At 71.7% G+C, this 17,436-nt stretch carries 16 protein-coding genes, 2 tRNA genes and 1 other RNA gene; 15 read left to right on the top strand and 4 right to left on the bottom strand.

The window, feature by feature from the left end; all coding sequences use genetic code 11:
* Positions 1 to 61 precede the first annotated feature (61 nt).
* From ABEA82_RS13375 to ABEA82_RS13415, 9 genes are all read left to right on the top strand, one after another.
* Entirely contained in the window at positions 62 to 418 is a 357-nt protein-coding gene (locus tag ABEA82_RS13375) for an SCO3933 family regulatory protein (RefSeq protein WP_345661629.1), read from the top strand.
* Entirely contained in the window at positions 418 to 1,794 is a 1,377-nt protein-coding gene (locus tag ABEA82_RS13380) for an FtsK/SpoIIIE domain-containing protein (protein ID WP_345661630.1), read from the top strand. Before ABEA82_RS13375 ends, ABEA82_RS13380 begins: the two co-directional genes overlap by 1 nt.
* Positions 1,795 to 1,878: 84 nt before the next feature.
* Positions 1,879 to 2,505 (top strand): DUF2637 domain-containing protein, encoded by a 627-nt coding sequence (locus ABEA82_RS13385; protein ID WP_345661631.1) that lies wholly within the window; start codon positions 1,879 to 1,881, stop codon positions 2,503 to 2,505.
* A 14-nt stretch (positions 2,506 to 2,519) separates the two neighbouring features.
* Positions 2,520 to 2,711, top strand: a complete 192-nt coding sequence (locus ABEA82_RS13390) for a mobile element transfer protein (protein ID WP_345661632.1) — start codon at positions 2,520 to 2,522, stop codon at positions 2,709 to 2,711.
* 14 nt (positions 2,712 to 2,725) lie between these two features.
* A complete protein-coding gene (locus ABEA82_RS13395) occupies positions 2,726 to 2,920 on the top strand; it encodes a hypothetical protein (RefSeq protein ID WP_184598030.1) in 195 nt (64 codons plus the stop codon).
* Positions 2,921 to 2,944: 24 nt separating this feature from the next.
* Entirely contained in the window at positions 2,945 to 3,193 is a 249-nt protein-coding gene (locus ABEA82_RS13400; protein WP_345661633.1) for a SpdD protein, read from the top strand.
* A gap of 139 nt (positions 3,194 to 3,332) precedes the next feature.
* The gene (locus tag ABEA82_RS13405) at positions 3,333 to 4,634 is read left to right on the top strand and encodes a replication initiator (protein WP_345661722.1); all 1,302 of its coding nucleotides are present in this window, start codon (positions 3,333 to 3,335) and stop codon (positions 4,632 to 4,634) included.
* The gene (locus tag ABEA82_RS13410; protein ID WP_345661634.1) at positions 4,627 to 4,860 is read left to right on the top strand and encodes an excisionase family DNA-binding protein; all 234 of its coding nucleotides are present in this window, start codon (positions 4,627 to 4,629) and stop codon (positions 4,858 to 4,860) included. The genes ABEA82_RS13405 and ABEA82_RS13410 overlap by 8 nt, the downstream gene beginning before the upstream one ends.
* Before the next feature lie 10 nt (positions 4,861 to 4,870).
* Entirely contained in the window at positions 4,871 to 6,109 is a 1,239-nt protein-coding gene (locus ABEA82_RS13415; RefSeq protein ID WP_345661635.1) for a tyrosine-type recombinase/integrase, read from the top strand.
* Positions 6,110 to 6,188: 79 nt separating this feature from the next.
* On the opposite strand, the gene ABEA82_RS13420 is transcribed toward ABEA82_RS13415, so the two are convergent.
* Positions 6,189 to 6,276: transfer RNA gene (locus ABEA82_RS13420), tRNA-Ser, on the bottom strand.
* A 73-nt stretch (positions 6,277 to 6,349) separates the two neighbouring features.
* Between ABEA82_RS13420 and ffs the strand changes: the two genes are divergently transcribed.
* The 6 genes from ffs (at position 6,350) to ABEA82_RS13450 (ending at position 15,388) form a co-directional block, all read left to right on the top strand.
* An RNA gene (gene ffs / locus ABEA82_RS13425) (signal recognition particle sRNA small type) lies at positions 6,350 to 6,444 on the top strand.
* 73 nt (positions 6,445 to 6,517) lie between these two features.
* A complete protein-coding gene (locus tag ABEA82_RS13430) occupies positions 6,518 to 8,959 on the top strand; it encodes a DNA polymerase III subunit gamma and tau (RefSeq protein ID WP_345661636.1) in 2,442 nt (813 codons plus the stop codon).
* 122 nt (positions 8,960 to 9,081) lie between these two features.
* On the top strand, positions 9,082 to 10,332 hold the full coding sequence (gene purD / locus ABEA82_RS13435; protein ID WP_345661637.1) for a phosphoribosylamine--glycine ligase: 1,251 nt from the start codon (positions 9,082 to 9,084) through the stop codon (positions 10,330 to 10,332).
* Positions 10,333 to 10,748: 416 nt separating this feature from the next.
* Positions 10,749 to 12,629, top strand: a complete 1,881-nt coding sequence (locus ABEA82_RS13440; RefSeq protein WP_345661723.1) for a hypothetical protein — start codon at positions 10,749 to 10,751, stop codon at positions 12,627 to 12,629.
* 302 nt (positions 12,630 to 12,931) lie between these two features.
* A complete protein-coding gene (locus tag ABEA82_RS13445) occupies positions 12,932 to 14,410 on the top strand; it encodes a N,N-dimethylformamidase beta subunit family domain-containing protein (protein WP_345661638.1) in 1,479 nt (492 codons plus the stop codon).
* A 78-nt stretch (positions 14,411 to 14,488) separates the two neighbouring features.
* Entirely contained in the window at positions 14,489 to 15,388 is a 900-nt protein-coding gene (locus tag ABEA82_RS13450; RefSeq protein WP_345661639.1) for a phosphoribosylaminoimidazolesuccinocarboxamide synthase, read from the top strand.
* Between the two features lie 46 nt (positions 15,389 to 15,434).
* On the opposite strand, the gene ABEA82_RS13455 is transcribed toward ABEA82_RS13450, so the two are convergent.
* The 3 genes from ABEA82_RS13455 to ABEA82_RS13465 form a co-directional block, all read right to left on the bottom strand.
* Positions 15,435 to 15,510, bottom strand: a tRNA-Gly gene (locus tag ABEA82_RS13455).
* Between the two features lie 22 nt (positions 15,511 to 15,532).
* Positions 15,533 to 16,153: a response regulator gene (locus ABEA82_RS13460; protein WP_345661640.1), complete on the bottom strand. Its 621-nt coding sequence runs from the start codon at positions 16,151 to 16,153 to the stop codon at positions 15,533 to 15,535.
* The gene (locus ABEA82_RS13465; protein ID WP_345661641.1) at positions 16,150 to 17,433 is read right to left on the bottom strand and encodes a sensor histidine kinase; all 1,284 of its coding nucleotides are present in this window, start codon (positions 17,431 to 17,433) and stop codon (positions 16,150 to 16,152) included. Before ABEA82_RS13465 ends, ABEA82_RS13460 begins: the two co-directional genes overlap by 4 nt.
* Positions 17,434 to 17,436 lie beyond the last annotated feature (3 nt).

The raw sequence follows: 17,436 nt of genomic DNA on the forward strand, positions 1-17,436 counted from the left end.
CGTTCCCGGAGATCGGGTTCGAACGCCGCATCTTGTATAGACGAGTAGATGGGAAAGAATCTTGCGCACCATCCGTGTGGAGACCTCGGCCGCAACGATCCTGCTGACCGAGGCGCCCGAGCCCAAGGTCCGTGACCGGCAGACGGGCGAGATCGCCAAGGACGCCATGAGCGGTGAAGCCCTGATGACGATGGGCGTCGTCTACCTGGAGGACGGCGAGTCGTCGCTGATCAAGGTCACTGTCCCTGAGAGCGGAGTGGCGGAAGGGCTGACGCTCGGTGCTCCGGTCTCGCTGCCGGGTCTGGTGGCCCGTCCGTGGGAGAGCGTGTTCAACGGGCAGCAGCGTCACGGCATCGCGTTCCGCGCCGCTGCCGTGACTCCGGCCGCGTTCCCGGCCGCCTCCGGGGCCGCTGCCTGATGTCCGATCTGACGACGTTCCTGGAGGTGGGTGGTCCTGTCGCCGCGCTCGGCGGCGGGGCCGCCTACGCCCGGGCCAAGCATCCCGGGGTGTACTGGTCCACGGTCGGCTTGCCGATATCCACGGCCCGGCTCCTCAGCTCGTACGGCTCGGTCATGGAGGCCTGCGGGCTGACGGTGGCTCCGTCCCGGCTGCGGATGCTGGCGGTCAAGGCCACCACTCGCCGTGAGGTCCGGCCCGTACCGCCGCGTCGGGGCATCATCCGGCCCACCTCGACCGGGCTGCGGCTCCGTCTGCGGCTCGCGCCGGGGCAGGAACCGGCAGACGTCGCCGCCTCGGCGGAACGGCTGCGGCATGCCTGGGGCGTTCACGCCGTGTACGTCTCGACGGTCAAGCCTGGTGTGGTCGAACTGAGGCTGGTCGGCTTCGACGTGCTGCGGCGGGTGCGGATGCCTCGCAAGGCGGACGCCGGGTTCCTTCGGGTGCCTGTGGCGCTGGGGGAAGACGCCATGCCGTTTGTACGCGACTACCGAACCGTCCCTCACCAACTCACCCTCGGCGCGACCCTGTCGGGCAAGTCCATGTACCTCCGGCACCTGATCGCCGGACTCGCCCCTCAGCCGGTTGCCCTGGTCGGCATCGACTGCAAGCGCGGTGTGGAGCTGGCGCCCTTCGCCTCCCGTCTCTCCGCGCTGGCGACCGATCCGGAACAGGCTGCCGAGCTGCTGCCCGTACTCGTGAAGGAAATGGAGGACCGATACGACCTGATCAAGGCCCGGCAAGGCATCGCCCCCGACACCCCGGACGAGGAGATCACCTCAGACATCTGGGGGCTGCCCGAGCACGAACGCCCGATGCCGGTCGTGCTGTTCGTCGACGAGGTGGCCGAACTCTTCCTAGTCGCCACCAGGAAGGACGAGGAACGGCGGGACGAGATGGTCACCCAACTCATCCGGCTCGCCCAACTCGGCCGGGCTGCCGGGATCTACCTGGAGGTCTGCGGACAGCGCTTCGGCGCCGAGCTGGGCAAGGGCGCGACCATGCTGCGAGCCCAGTTGACCGGCCGCGTCTGCCACCGAGTGAACGATGAAGCCTCCGCGAAGATGGCGCTCGGCGACATCGCACCCGAAGCGGTCTCGGCCGCCTGTGCCATCGCTCCGGAACGGCCCGGTCTGGCCGTGGCGGGCGATACCTCCGGTGGCTGGTCCCGCATCCGTACGCCGTACCTGTCCCTCGGCAATGCCGCCGAGACCTGCCGCGAGTCCGCGCACCTGGTCCCCGACATGCCCGCGCTCAAGCCCTTCCGGCCCGACGTGGCCGCCCGTCCGGTCGAAGGTCCGGCGCTGATCGACGAGCCGCGTCCCGCCACGGGCTGACCCTCTTCCACCAACCCCGGTCGGCGTGACCGTCTCGCGCCAAGTCCCTACCCCCGCCAGCCCGAATCCGGAAGGAGTCGCTTCGTGCGTGCCCAACTGGCCCGTGTTGACGCGGTGCTCATCCAGGCCGTCATCGCTGCCGCGCTGTCCTTCGCCCACCTGCACGACGTCGCCTCGGCCGCCGGGCAGGACGGATGGAAAGCGTGGGCCTACCCGATCTCGGTCGACCTGCTGCTTGTCGCTGCCTGGCGTCGGCTGCGCTCGGGGGAGGCGAAAGCGGCTGGGTGGTGCTGGTTCGTCATCGCGCTCGCAGCCTCCCTGGGCGCGAACGTGGCCACCGCCGGCCTGCTCGACCTGGGCCAGGTTCCGGCCTGGCTACGCATCCTCGTCGCGGGCTGGCCTGCGGTTGCCTTCCTCGGAGGCACCCTCCTTGCCCACTCCACGCCCACAGCGACCGTCAACGACGTGGAAGAGCCGAGGGAGTTCAAGGACCAAGAGGACGTCCCCGAACCCGAACCGCCCACGCAACCGGCCATCGAGCCGCCGCCCGAACGGCCTGCCGTCCCTGTCCCTGCCGCCCTCGTCGAGCACGCCCGCAAGGTCGCCGCGGAACACCACACCCGTACCGGCGCCCCGATCGACGCACCGACTCTCCGCGCCCGCCTCGGCGTACCCGCGCCCATGGCGGAAGCCATCGCCGCACACCTCTGATGGGAGACCAGCTCATGGCAGCCAACCGCCGCTTCCGCGACATCAACCGCATCGGCCCTGTCCAGGTCGGCACCTCCTTCGACGGCCGAGGCCATGAGAAGCACACCGCCGCCTGCACGGCCCCTCGCTGCGGCTTCTCCGCCGACTACGACAGTCGCGCCGCCGCCGAACTGGCCGCCCGCACCCACCGCTGCCCCGTCCGCTGAAAGGACCCGCCCTCGTGACCGTCAGCCTGCCGCTCGTCGTCGTCCTCGGCTTCTTCGCCTGGGGAGCGATCAAGTTCCTCGGCGTCCGGACCTGGGTCGTCGTGCTTATCGCGCTCTTCGGCTTCTGGCTCTCGCAGACCTTCCTCGCCCCCGCCATCGAGTCCGGCACGCGCTCCGGCGTGACCGTCATAAACGGCTCACACACCTAGACGAGTAGATAAGGAGTCCCGGCCGTGTTCCTGCCCAAGTACCCCGACAGCCCGACCCCGCCGCCCGCACACACCCACACCCCGACCGACACACCTGTGCCCGTACGGCGCTCGCTCCCGTCGGTCTCCATCGATCAGAAGACCGTCGTCGCCCTGGTCGTTGGCGGGGTCGTCTTCACCGCGCTCCTGGCCGCCGTAGCCGTCACGGCCATCTCCGTTGCCGTGGCCGCCGTCGTCCTGCGCTCCATGCTCCGCGACCACCACCGCGGCTGAAACGCGCTGGCCTCCGGGGCGGCGGCACACGACCAAGCATTACGCCGCCCCGGGGCCGCTCCTCCAGACCGAGCCAGTCAGAAGGGGAATCGTCATCTTCACCCGCACCACTCCGGCCCCACTTCCGGAACTCGTGAACCTGGCCGCGCAGGGCACACTGCCGGGTATCCTCCGCCAGCTCTCCGGACTCGGCGGCTGCACCCACCCGATCCGCCTCGACGGCCACCGCACTGAGTACGACGTCGACACCCGCACCGGCGAGATCGGCAACGTCCTCCACCGCCTCGACTCGTCAAGCCTCCCGGCCGGGCAGCTCCTCGTCCGCTGCAACAACCGCCGCACGACCCGCTGCGCCGCCTGCGCCGAGGTCTACCGCCGCGACACCTTCCACCTGATCGCCTCCGGCCTGCGCGGTGGCAAGGGCATCCCGGAACATGTCGCCGCCCACCCTCGCGTCTTCGCCACCTTCACCGCACCGAGCTTCGGCCCGGTCCACAACCGCCCCTCCAGCGGGCGCCCCTGCCGCTGCGGCACGCACCACGACCAGGACGACGAGGCACTCGGCACCGCGCTCGACCCGGACACCTACGACTACGAAGCCGCCGTCCTCTGGAACGCCCACGCCGGTCCACTCTGGCGGCGCTTCTCCACCTACCTGCGCCGAGAGGTCGCCAAGCGCGCCGGCCTCTCCCAGCGGCGCTTCCGCGAGCACGCCCGCGTGTCCTTCGCCAAGGTCGCCGAGTACCAGAAGCGCGGTGCCGTCCACTTCCACGCCGTCATCCGCATCGACGGCCCCAGCGGCGGCGACACCCCGCCCCCGCCCTGGGCCACGGCCGAGCTGCTCACCGACGCCATCCGCGCTGCGGCAGCCAAGGTTCACGTGGACGGCCCGATCATCGACGGCCGCGCCCACGCCTTCACCTTCGGCCGCCAACTCGACGTACGCACCATCCGCTCGGCCGACTTCGACGGCGGCCAGGAGCTGACCGAGCGGGCCGTAGCGGCGTACATCGCCAAGTACGCCACCAAGGGCGCCGAGACTGCCACGGGAGCTCTCGACCGACCGCTCAAGTTCGCTGCCGAGCTGGCCCAGTTCGACATCAACAACCACGCCCGCCGCATGATCCGCACCGCCTGGTTCCTCGGCGCACGCAAGGACCTCGAACACCTCCGCCTGCGGGCCTGGGCCCACATGCTCGGATTCCGCGGCCACTTCTCCACCAAGTCCCGCCGCTACTCCACCACCCTCGGCGCCCTCCGCGACGCCCGCGCCGAATGGCGCCGCGCCCAAGCCGCCGCAGCCACCGGCCCCGAGCTCGACACGACGTACGTCCTCGCGCACTGGGTCTTCGCCGGTACTGGCCTCTCGGAGACCGAAGCCTGGCTGGCCGCATCCCTCGAACCCGCCCCCGGCACGGAAGGAGAACCGACCCATGGATGAGCCCCGCACCCCTGCCACCGCCCTTGAGCGCCACGATCCTGCCTTGGTCCTGCTGACCGTCGAGGAGGCGGCCCGGCGGCTCCGCATCGGCCGTACGACGTGCTTCCGGCTGGTCCTGGCCGGAGAGATCGAGTCGGTGACGGTCGGGCGGCTTCGCCGTATCCCTGCTGACGCCGTACCCGCCTACGTGGCCAAGCTGCGCCACCGACCCGCCCAAGCGGCCTGAGGGGGAAGTCATGGCAGAGAAGAAGCGCACACGACAGCCCAACGGCGCTTCGTCGATCTACTTCGGCAAGGACGGGAAATGGCACGGACGAGTGACGGTCGGCCTCCGCGATGACGGCAAGCCGGACCGTCGTCACATCGAGCGCAAGACCAAGGCCGCCGTGACCAAGGCCGTCCGCGAGATGGAGCGGGCGCGGGACGAGAAGAAGCTCCGGAAGCCGGGGCAGAGCTGGACCGTCCAGGCCTGGCTTGAGCACTGGGTCGAGAACATCGCCAAGCCGTACGTCTCCGAGAACACGTACGACGGCTACGAGGTCGACGTACGCGTGCACCTGGTCCCCGGCCTCGGTGCTCACAAGCTCGACCGCCTGGAGCCGGAACATCTGGAGCGCTTCTACCAGCGGATGCAGGAAGCCGGGAGTTCCGCCGGCACCGCTCACCACGCTCACCGGACGATCCGGGTCGCCCTCGGTGAGGCCAAGAGGCGCGGGCATGTCGCCACCAACGCCGCTGAGATCGCCAAGGCTCCGAGACTCGAAGAAGAGGACATCGAGCCGTTCACGATCGAAGAGGTTCAGAGCGTCCTGGTCGAGGCCGCCAAACTCCGCAACAGCGCGCGTTGGGTCGTCGCCCTGGCGCTCGGCCTCCGGCAAGGGGAGGCGCTCGGGCTCCACTGGGAAGACGTCGACCTGGACGCGGGATACGTCCGCATCCGCAAGAACCGTCTACGCCCCAAGTACGCCCACGGTTGTGGGGACGATCCCTGCGGTCGGAAGGCTGGCTACTGCCCTCAGAAGCAGCAGACCCGCCGCGAGCACAAGTCCACCAAGTCGCGTGCTGGGCGGCGCACCATCGGTCTGCCCGACCCGCTGATCAAGATTCTCCGCCAGCACCAGGAGACGCAAGAACGGGAACGGATCGCGGCCGGTGCCGACTGGGAGGGTAAGGGCTACGTGTTCGCCTCCCCGACCGGCGGGCCGCTGAGCCCCAACACCGACTTCCACACCTGGAAGCGGCTCCTGCGGGACGCTGGCGTGCGGGACGGCCGTCTCCATGACGCTCGTCACACTGCGGCGACCGTGCTCCTGATCCTCGGCGTCCCGGACGTCGTGATCGACTCGATTATGGGTTGGGAGCCTGGGGGAGCGGCTCGGATGCGCGCCCGCTACATGCACGTGACGGGGACCATGCTCCGCAAGGTCGCGCAGCAGGTCGGCGACGCGCTGTGGGAGCTCCCGGAAACCAACTGAGACGGAAACTGAGACGGACAACGTCGAAGGGCCCCACCGCGAACGGTGGGGCCCTTCGACATCGTGCCCGGTGAGGCACTGGCGGAGGATACGAGATTCGAACTCGTGAGGGGTTGCCCCCAACACGCTTTCCAAGCGTGCGCCCTAGGCCTCTAGGCGAATCCTCCGCCGGAAACATTACATGACCGAGAGGAGTGCTCGCGAACTCGTTCCCCGCCCCTGACATCAGGTAGCCTTGGCGCAGCCCCTCACGCGGCGCTATCTGACTGAACTCCCCCAGGGCCGGAAGGCAGCAAGGGTAGGTTGGCTCTGGCGGGTGCGTGGGGGGCGTCTGCGTTCCAGGGACTCGGCCGGGCCGGGTACCTCGGGCGGGTTCCGTTGTCAGTGGGCGCCTATAACCTCGTAAGCGTGTCGTCTCTCGCTCTGTACCGCCGCTACCGCCCGGAGACCTTCGCCGAGGTCATCGGGCAGGAGCATGTCACCGACCCGTTGCAGCAGGCGCTGCGGAACAACCGGGTCAACCACGCGTACCTGTTCAGCGGGCCCCGTGGCTGTGGCAAGACGACCAGCGCGCGGATCCTGGCCCGGTGCCTGAACTGCGAGCAGGGGCCCACGCCCACGCCGTGCGGTGAGTGCCAGTCGTGTCAGGACCTCGCGCGCAACGGACCCGGTTCCATCGACGTCATCGAGATCGACGCCGCTTCCCACGGTGGCGTGGACGACGCCCGTGACCTGCGCGAGAAGGCCTTCTTCGGGCCCGCCCGCAGCCGGTACAAGATCTACATCATCGACGAGGCCCACATGGTCACGTCGGCCGGCTTCAACGCGTTGCTGAAGGTCGTCGAGGAGCCGCCGGAGCATCTCAAGTTCATCTTCGCGACCACCGAGCCCGAGAAGGTCATCGGGACGATCCGGTCGCGGACCCATCACTACCCGTTCCGGCTCGTCCCGCCCGGGACCCTGCGGGACTACCTCGCCGAGGTGTGCCAGAAGGAGAACAACCCGGTCGAGGACGGCGTGCTCCCGCTCGTCGTGCGGGCCGGCGGCGGATCCGTGCGTGACTCCATGTCCGTCATGGACCAGCTGCTCGCCGGTGCCACGGCGGACGGTGTGACATACGCCATGGCCACCGCCCTCCTCGGGTACACCGACGGCTCCCTCCTCGACTCCGTCGTCGAGGCCTTCGCCACCGGAGACGGAGCCGCCGCCTTCGAGGTCGTCGACCGCGTCATCGAGGGCGGCAACGACCCCCGTAGGTTCGTCGCCGACCTGCTGGAGCGACTGCGCGACCTGGTGATCCTCGCCGCCGTGCCGGACGCCGCCGAGAAGGGGCTCATCGACGCCCCCGCCGACGTCGTAGAGCGCATGCAGGCCCAGGCGGGCACCTTCGGCGCCGCCGAGCTGAGCCGGGCCGCCGACCTCGTCAACGAGGGGCTGACGGAGATGCGCGGCGCCAACTCGCCCCGTCTCCAGCTGGAGCTGATCTGCGCCCGCGTCCTGCTCCCCGCCGCTTACGGCGACGAGCGGTCCGTCATGGCGCGTCTGGATCGCATCGAGCGCGGTGTGAGCTTCTCCGCCCAGGGTCCTGCCGGTATGCCCTCCATGGGGTACGTGCCGGGGCCCGAGGGACATGGTGCGGCAGCCGCCGCCGCTCCGGGGGGCGCGCCCGTTCCGCCGGGTGGCGGCCCGGCCGCGGCCCGGGCGGCCGTCCGTGGCCCCGCCGCGCCAGGGCCGGGTGCGACGCCGTCGGTGCCGGGCACACCTGCGGGACACGCCCCGGGTGTTTCCGGGAGCCCGGGCGGTCCCGGTGCTTCCGCCGACGCCCCGGCCGCCTCCGACCCCGCCACCAGCGCGGCAAACCAGCCCTCCCAGCCTGCCCAGCCCTCCCAGCCGTCTCAGCCGGCGTCCGCTCCCGGCGCCCCGTCGGCCCCGTCCGCCCCGGCCCCGGGCGCCTGGCCCACCGCGGCCTCCGCAGGCAGCGGCCGTCGCCCCGGCGGCTGGCCCACGGCGGCCCCGGGCGCACCCGGCGCGAGCGCCCCGGCGGCGAATGCACCGGCGGCGAACGCCCCGGCCCCGTCCGCCCCGAGCGCCTCCGCACCCAGCACCCCACCGGCCGCCGCCCCGCCCTCACCCCCGGCCGCCCGGGCCCCCACCGGCGGTCTCGACCCCCGCCAGCTGTGGCCGAACATCCTGGAAGCCGTCAAGAACCGCCGTCGTTTCACCTGGATCCTGCTCAGCCAGAACGCGCAGGTGGCCGGCTTCGACGGCACGACCCTCCAGATCGGCTTCGTCAACGCGGGCGCGCGGGACAACTTCCTGAGCAGCGGCAGCGAGGACGTGCTGCGGCAGGCGCTGGGCGAGCAGTTCAACGTGCAGTGGAAGATCGAGGCGGTCGTCGACCCCTCCGGCGGCTCCGCGCCCGCCCCGGCCCAGGGCGCCGGCCCCTCCGGTTTCGGCGGCGGCCAGGGCGGAGGCAACGGCGGCTACGGCGGCGGTGGCGGCTACACCGGCGGCGGCAGCGGGGGCGGTGGCGGCTACAACGCCGGCGGGGGTGGCTACGACACCGGCGGTGGCAGTGGCACCGGCGGCGGTACGGCGACCGCCCAGCGCCCGGCCCCGGCCCAGTCGACGGCCCCGTCCGCCCCCGCCCAGGAGTCGAGCAGACCCGCTCCCGCCCCGACCGCACCACCCGTTGCCCAGCCCGCCGCCCCGAAGCCACGGCACGTGTCCGTCGAGGACGACATCCCCGAGGACGACGACCCCGACCTCGACGAGTCGGCCCTCTCCGGCCAGGAGCTGATCGTCCGGGAACTGGGCGCGACGGTCGTCGAGGAATTCTCGAACGAGTAGCCCGGAGCCAGCGAGCAGCCCAGCTCGGCCACCCTCTCTTGGAGAAACCTCCAAGCCCACACCCCCACCCCCCTCGGAAGCCCGCACAAAGGAAACCCGGCGCCTCCCGTTAGGCTGACCCCGTGAAGGTCCTCGTCATCGGCACCGGCGCCCGCGAACACGCCCTGTGCCACTCCCTGTCCCACGACCCCGACGTCACCGCGCTGTACTGCGCCCCCGGCAACGCCGGCATCGCCGAGGTCGCCGAGCTGCACCCGGTCGACGCCCTGGACGGCACGGCCGTCACCGCGCTGGCCACGAAGCTCGGCGTGGACCTCGTGATCGTCGGCCCGGAGGCGCCGCTGGTCGCCGGTGTCGCCGACGCCGTACGCGAGGCGGGCATCCCGGTCTTCGGGCCGTCCGGCCGGGCCGCGCAGCTCGAGGGCTCCAAGGCCTTCGCCAAGGACGTCATGGCGGCGGCCGAGGTGCCCACGGCACGGTCGTACGTCTGCACCACCCCGGAAGAGGTCGCCACGGCCCTCGACGCCTTCGGCGCCCCGTACGTCGTGAAGGATGACGGACTCGCCGCCGGCAAGGGCGTCGTCGTCACCGACGACCTCGAAGCCGCCAAGGCGCATGCCGCCGCGTGCGAGCGCGTGGTCATCGAGGAGTACCTGGACGGCCCCGAGGTCTCCCTGTTCGCCGTCACCGACGGCGAGACGGTCGTGCCGCTCCAGCCCGCCCAGGACTTCAAGCGCGCGCTGGACGGCGACGCGGGCCCGAACACCGGCGGCATGGGCGCGTACTCCCCGCTGCCCTGGGCCGACCCGAAGCTGGTCGACGAGGTCCTCCAGACCGTTTTGCAGCCGACCGTGGACGAGATGAACCGCCGCGGCACGCCGTTCTCCGGTCTGCTCTACGCGGGACTCGCGATCACCTCGCGCGGGGTCCGTGTGATCGAGTTCAACGCCCGGTTCGGAGACCCGGAGACCCAGGTGGTCCTGGCCCGGCTGAAGACGCCGCTGGCCGGTGTCCTGATGGCCGCCGCCACCGGCAACCTCGCCCACCTCGAGCCCCTGCGCTGGAGCGACGACGCGGCCGTGACGGTCGTCGTCGCCTCGCACAACTACCCGGGTGCTCCCCGCACCGGCGACCCGATCACCGGTCTCGACGAGGTCGCCGCGCAGGACGCCCCGCACGCGTACGTGCTGCACGCCGGGACCAAGCGGTCCGGTGACGCGATCGTCAGCGCGGGCGGCCGCGTCCTGTCCGTCACGGCCACCGGCCAGGACCTCGCCGAGGCCCGTGACCGCGCCTACACCGCCGTCGGCCGCATCCACCTCGACGGCTCCCAGCACCGCACGGACATCGCCGCGAAGGCGGCAGGCGCGTAACAGGGCAGCAGGTGCGTAAGAGGGCGGCAGGCGCGAACAGGGCGGCAGGCGCCCAACAGGAAGGCGCGTAACCGGCCATTCGCGCGGTAGTTCGCCCGTCGCCCGAAGGGGGTAAACGCCCCCGTTCGGTGAACCTCACAGGCCTCGGATCCGTCTCAGGATCCGAGGCCTGAAGTTTTCGGTATTCGTGGGCCTGACCTTCGCTGTCTGTCATTCACCTCTCCCCAAAGCCATTCCATCGAGTGACCGATGTCCTATCCGGCTGACGGGGAGCGAGGCCCCAACTAGGGTGCCGCGCAAGCGTTCCGGCACTTGGCCCATCGGCATTGCGATGTCAGTGACGGGTGCCACAGTGGGGGAGTGAGCAAGGCAAGGGTCAGGTCAACGGGGAGGGGGTGAGGTCGGTCGTGACCGGTATGGGTGTGGAGGCAGGCGCGCAGATCGCGCGGGCACGTGCGCTGATGGTGCTGCGCATCCGCAGCCGCGCGCTGGCCGTCGCCCTGCTGCCCGCCGCCGTGGCGGTGATCCTGCTCGCGGGCGCCGCCACCGACCGTCTCGTCGGCCCCGGCTGGGAGGCCGCCCGCTGGGTCGTGACGCCGCTCGCCGCGCTGGTGCTGCTCGCCGCCGCCGGTGTCGCGCTGGTCATCGCCCGAGCCCGTCCCGCCATGAGTCCGACGGTCGCGATCGCCGAGGAGGCGGCTCCCGACCTGTACCGGATGGTGCGCGACCTCGCCGACCGCCTCGAGGTCCCCGCGCCCTCCGCGATAGCGCTCACCCCGGACTGCGACAGCTGGCTGGAGGACCGCACCCACCGGGCCCACGGACCGCCCCCCGCCGAGCAGCACGACGAGATAGCGGGCGCGGGGAGACACCCGCACCGCCGGCACCCTGTCGCGCCGGTCCTGGTCATCGGCTCCCCGTTCCTGTGGTGGATGCGGGTCGGCGAACTGCGCGCGGTCCTGGCCCCGGTCGTGGCCGGCACGGGCCCTGCGGCCCACCCGGACATAGCCGCCGCCCGGCGCTTCCTCCGGGGGCTGGACGCCGCGGTCGCCGTGGCCTCGGCGCCCCAGCGCGGGCCGGTGTCGCGGGGTGTGCTGGCGGGGGTCGGCTGGGCGGCGCGGCTGCTGCTGCGGGGCTGCCGCGTTCCTGCCGGCGAGATGGAACGGGGGGTCGCGGCCGCGGCCGCGGAGCGTGCACAGGCTGTGGATTACGGACTGCGGATCGTCGCCCAGGAGCAGGTGGGCCTGGCGTACGCGGGCTGGGACCGGCTGCTGACCCGGGTCGCGCTGCCCGCCTGGCGGATGGGCCGCTGGCCCTCCCGGCTGGACGCGGGTGTCGTCGCGGCGTTGACGGAGCTGTCCCGGCGCGACCGCCTGGCCGAGGGGTTCGCGTCCCGGCTCGGGGAGCGTCCCGCCTGCGATCTGCTGGAGGAGCCGGGCACGATCGACGAGGCCGCCTCCCTGCTCGCCGCCCGCCTCTTCCACGGGGGCCCGGCCGGGCCCGGACCCGACTGGTCGCCGGTGGGCTGGAGCGAGTATCCGGACGAGGTGGTGGACCGCAAGTGGCGCATCGACGCGGCCCGCCTCCACCGCGTCCTGGACGCGATGGGCGTCCGCCCGGCCCCGGGGGGCGCGGCGTCGGACACCGGCGGCCCGACCCTGTCCCGCGTCCTCGACCACTTGACGGACCGGACCGACCGTCTGACGGGCCGGATTGATCACCTGGCGGAACAGACCGACCACCTGACGGACCCGTCCGACCACACCAACCACACCCCGACCACCACCCCCTTCCCCGCCAGATCCCCGGAGCCACCCCCCGACGACGAGGAAGACCTCTCCGGCACCACCCCCCACAGCGCCGCCCTGGCCGCCGGACTCAGCGCCGAGCTGGCCCGCGAGGAGGCCGCCGCGACCACCGGCCGGTCCACAGCCTCCGACCCCTCCGCCCCCTCATCGCCCGGCCCCTCATCGCCCGTCGGCTCCCAGACCCACGCGGACCCCGCCCTCTGGGACGACCGGGACCTCCCCCTCTTCCCGCTCCAGCCCCCGCGCACGGCCCGCGAACTGCTCGCCGACCACCTCACCGCGATGGTCTGCTGTGCCGCGATGGACACCGCCGACGCGACGCCGGGCCTGGACTGGCTGGACGGCCCGACCCTCCTCCACAACGGCGAACGCACCGCCGATCTGACACCCAAGGTGCTCACCCTGATCGAGGAGGGCGACCCCACCCCGTTGCGTGCCTGGCTCGCCGAGCTGGGGATACGGCCGGAGAAGCCGGTCCGGCTCGCCTGACCCGCCTCCCCCGGCCGAGCCACCCAGCCCGGAGCTACAGCTTCCGCTTCTGGCCAATTCGAAACGAACAGTAACGAAGTGCGCGCGTTATGTGATGTGCTTGGACCGTTCTCGTGCATGGCAAAGGCGTGCGACATACGACAAACACATAAGCGCGCCACTACCGCTCGGACCGCAAGGCACGCAGGCACCGCACACAGCGCATACAGCGCACCCACCACATGAGTGCGCACACCACACGAGTACGCACCACACCACACGAGTACGCACCACCACGGGGGCGAAGGGGAGGGGAAGCAACCATGGGTTCGGAGCAGACCACCCGCCGCTGGGAGTCGGGAGCGCAGGCGCACGCCGTGACAGATCCCTTCGGACAGGGCCCCGTCCCGTGGCTGCGCGGCAATGTGACGTACTTCGACGACACCGGCCAGGTCGTCCCCTGGTACGTGGACCAGGACCAGCCCCACGCGTCGAAGAAGGGCACCCGCTCCGGCGGCCCCCGCGCGGCCGACGACATCCACCGTCAGATCAAGGGCTTCACCTCGACCGGCGCGGTCGCCCCCGGCGAGGCCATCGACTTCCACATCACCGTCGACCCGCCCCAGGAGTTCGGCGTCGACATCTACCGCATCGGCCACTACGGCGGTGACGGCGCCGCGAAGATCACCACCAGCCCGCGCCTGTCCGGCATCGTGCAGCCCACGCCGCTCACCGCGGACCGTACGGTCTCCTGCCACCACTGGTGGCTGTCCTGGCGGCTCCAGATCCCCTCGTACTGGAACATCGGCGCGTACGTCGCCGTCCTCACCACCGCCGACGGCTACCGCTCCCACGTCCCCTTCACGGTCCGCCACGACCAGCCCGCGGACCTGCTCCTCGTCCTGCCCGACATCACCTGGCAGGCGTACAACCTCTACCCGGAGGACGGCCGCACCGGCGCCAGCCTCTACCACGCCTGGGACGAGAAGGGGCGGCTGCTGAGCGAGGCCGACGCGGCGACCACGGTCTCCTTCGACCGCCCGTACGCGGGCGCGGGCCTCCCCCTGCACGTCGGCCACGCCTACGACTTCGTCCGCTGGGCCGAGCGCTACGGCTACGACGTCGCCTACGCCACCGCCGGCGACCTGCACGCGGGCCGTGTCGACCCCACCCACTACCGCGGCCTGGTCTTCCCGGGCCACGACGAGTACTGGTCGGCCGCGATGCGCGCCACCGCGGAGCTCGCACGCGACGCCGGCACCTCGCTCGTCTTCCTCTCCGCCAACTCCATGTACTGGCAGGTGGAACTGGGCCCGTCCCCCTCCGGCGTGCCCGACCGGCTGCTGACCTGCCGCAAGCGCAAAGGCCCGGGCAAGCCGGTGTTGTGGCGGGAGATCGACCGGGCGGAGCAGCAGCTGATCGGCATCCAGTACGCCGGACAGGTCCCCCAGCCGCACCCGCTGATCGTGCGCAACGCCGGCCACTGGCTGTGGGAGGCGACCGGTGCGGAGGAGGGGGACGAGATCGAGGGTCTGGTGGCGGGCGAGGCCGACCGCTACTTCCCGCGCACCCCGCTGCCCGAGCACGAGGAGCGCGTGCTGCTCGCCCACTCCCCGTACACCGACAGGGAGGGCGCCACCCGCCACCAGGAGACGTCCCTCTACCGCGCGCCCTCCGGCGCCTGGGTCTTCGCATCCGGGACTTTCGCCTGGACACCCGCCCTGGACCGCCCCGGCCACGTCGACGCCCGCATCCAGCGCGCCACCGCGAACCTGCTGGACCGCATCTGCAAACGCGACTGACCTCGACCGCCCCACTGTCCGTGATCAAGCCCGCATACGGGAGAATCAGCACATTGGACAGAACCACGGGGAGGAACCGTGTCCGGATTCGTAGAAAAGCCCGAGCCGCTCCAGGTTCCGGGTCTGGTGCACCTGCACACCGGCAAGGTGCGCGAGCTGTACCAGAACGAGGCGGGCGACCTCGTGATGGTCGCCAGCGACCGCATGTCCGCGTACGACTGGGTGCTGCCGACCGAGATCCCCGACAAGGGCCGGGTCCTCACTCAGCTCTCCCTGTGGTGGTTCGACCAGCTCGCCGACCTGATCCCGAACCACGTCCTGAGCACCGAGCTGCCCGCGGGAGCCCCGGCCGACTGGGCGGGCCGCACGCTGGTCTGCAAGTCACTCCAGATGGTCCCCGTGGAATGCGTGGCCCGCGGCTACCTCACCGGCTCGGGCCTCGTCGAGTACAACGAGACCCGGACGGTCTGCGGCCTCGCCCTCCCCGAGGGCCTGGTCGACGGCAGCGAACTGCCCGCCCCGATCTTCACCCCGGCCACCAAGGCCGCCGTCGGCGAGCACGACGAGAACGTCTCCTACGAGGAGGTCGCCCGCCAGGTCGGCGCGGACACCGCGGCCCGGCTGCGCCAGGCGACCCTCGCCGTCTACTCGCGGGGCCGGGACATCGCCCGGGAGCGGGGCATCATCCTCGCGGACACCAAGTTCGAGTTCGGCTTCGACGGCGACGATCTGATCCTCGCGGACGAGGTCCTCACGGCGGACTCCTCCCGCTTCTGGCCGGCCGACCAGTGGCAGCCGGGCCGTGCGCAGCCGTCGTACGACAAGCAGTTCGTGCGGGACTGGCTGACCTCGGCGGAGTCCGGCTGGGACCGGAAGAGCGAGCAGCCGCCGCCCCCGCTGCCCCAGCAGGTCGTCGACGCCACCCGCGCCAAGTACGTGGAGGCGTACGAGCGCCTGACCGGCACGACCTGGACGTAGGCAGGAAACGCGGAAGCCCCCCGGCCGGAACCGGGGGGCTTCTCACTGGAGCGAACGACGAGGTTCGAACTCGCGACCTCAACCTTGGCAAGGTTGCGCTCTACCAACTGAGCTACGTTCGCATGCGCCGTGGCGCGAGACCCACTATACCCAACCTCGCTCCCGCGCGAGCCGCACCGCCGCATGCCGGTTCTCCGCCCCGAGCTTCGACACCGCCGACGACAGGTAGTTCCGCACGGTCCCCTGCGACAGCGCGGCCCGCTCCGCGATCTCCGCCACGGGCGCACCGTCGGCGGCCAGTTCCAGCACCTCGGCCTCCCGCACGGTCAGCGGCGAGTCCCCGGCGGCGATCGCGTCGGCGGCCAACTCCGGGTCGACGTACCGGTTACCCGCGTGCACCGTGCGGATGATCTCCGCGAGCCGCTGCGCGCTCACGGTCTTCGGCACGAACCCCCGCACCCCGGCCGCCAGCGCCCGCTTCAGATGCCCGGGCCTCCCGTGGCTGGTGACGATGAGTACCTTGCAGGCGGGCAGTTCGGCGCGCAGGGATGTGGCGACCTTCACACCGTCGGCGCCGGGCATCTGGAGATCCAGTACCGCGACGTCGGGCTTGTGCGCCCGGGCCATCGCCATCGCCTCCGGCCCGGTGGCCGCCTCGGCGACGATCATGAGGTCGTCCTCCAGCGCCAGCAGCGCGGCGAGCGCCCCACGGATGAGGTGCTCGTCGTCGGCGAGCAGCAGCCGTACGGGCTCCACGGCCGTCATGGAGTGACCTCACTCACGGATCGCACGGCGGCGTTGGACGGGACGAGGCCGGAGGGGGCAGGCACGGACGGCAGGGGAATCTCCGCCGTCAGCCGGAAGATCCCCTTTCCCGCAGGCCCCGCCTCCAACGTCCCGTCGATCTCCGCCAGCCGCTCCCGCAGCCCGGCGAGTCCCGAGCCGGAAGATCCGGACACCCCGGCCTCAGCCTCCGGGAGCACCCCGTCGTTCTCCACGGACAACACCACCCGCTCCTCCGACACCCGCAGCCGTATCCCGCACCGTCGCGGATCCCCGTGCCGCAGCACATTCGTGGCCGCCTCCCGGACGACCCACCCCAGGGCGGACTGCACCCCGGCCGGCAGCCCCGCCGGGGGCCGTCCGGTCACCGTGCAGTCGATGCCGGCCGCGGTCAGCACACCCTGCGCCCCGGCGAGTTCCGCCCCGAGGTCGACCTCGCGATAGCCGCGGACGACCTCCCGTACCTCCCGCTGCGACTCGTGCGCGAGCCGCTGCACCTCGACCATCTGCGCCACGGCCTCCGGCCGTCCCCGCTGGGCGAGCTGCACGGCCAGTTCGCTCTTGAGCGCGATCACGGCGAGGTTGCGTCCCATGACGTCGTGCAGATCCCGCCCGAACCTGAGCCGTTCCTCGGCGACGGCGAGCCGGGCCCGGGTCTCGCGGGCCTCGTCGAGTTCGTAGACGGCGTCGAGCAACCACACGGAGAAGACGGCTACGAAGGCGATGAACGTGCCGCCGAGCAGCACGATCAACGCGGTGACGAGCGCGGCGAACGGGGAGGCACCGAATGCGACGGCCACGGCCCAGGCGCCCGCCGCGAAGCCGCCCGCGATCCCGAAAGCGCGCCGCCGGTTGCGGACGCCGAGCGCGATGATGCCCGGACCGAAGATCAGGACGACGCCGAAGACACCACCCGCGGCGGTGTCGACACCCTCACGGTCCGGTCCGTGCTCGGCGATGCCGAGCGCGGCGGCCGATATCGCGGCGGTGACGGCCGCCAGGGTGCACAGCAGTCCCACGGGCTGGGGCCTGCGGCCACGCGTCCAGTCCAGCGCGCGGGACACGGTGGCGAAGCACACCGCGGCGTGCACGCCCACCATCAGCAGGACCCAGCCGCCCAGCCGTGGCCCCAGGGGAGCGAAGGACGTGACCCCGGCGGAGAGGAACTCCATCACTCCGAAGAGGTGGAACGACCACCGCGTGTACGTCTCGACCTTCTCCGGCGTGGTCTTCCGCCGCCACCACCTGCCCGGCCCGCGCATCAG

Source organism: Streptomyces venetus (assembly GCF_039540295.1).
Taxonomy (GTDB): domain Bacteria; phylum Actinomycetota; class Actinomycetes; order Streptomycetales; family Streptomycetaceae; genus Streptomyces; species Streptomyces venetus.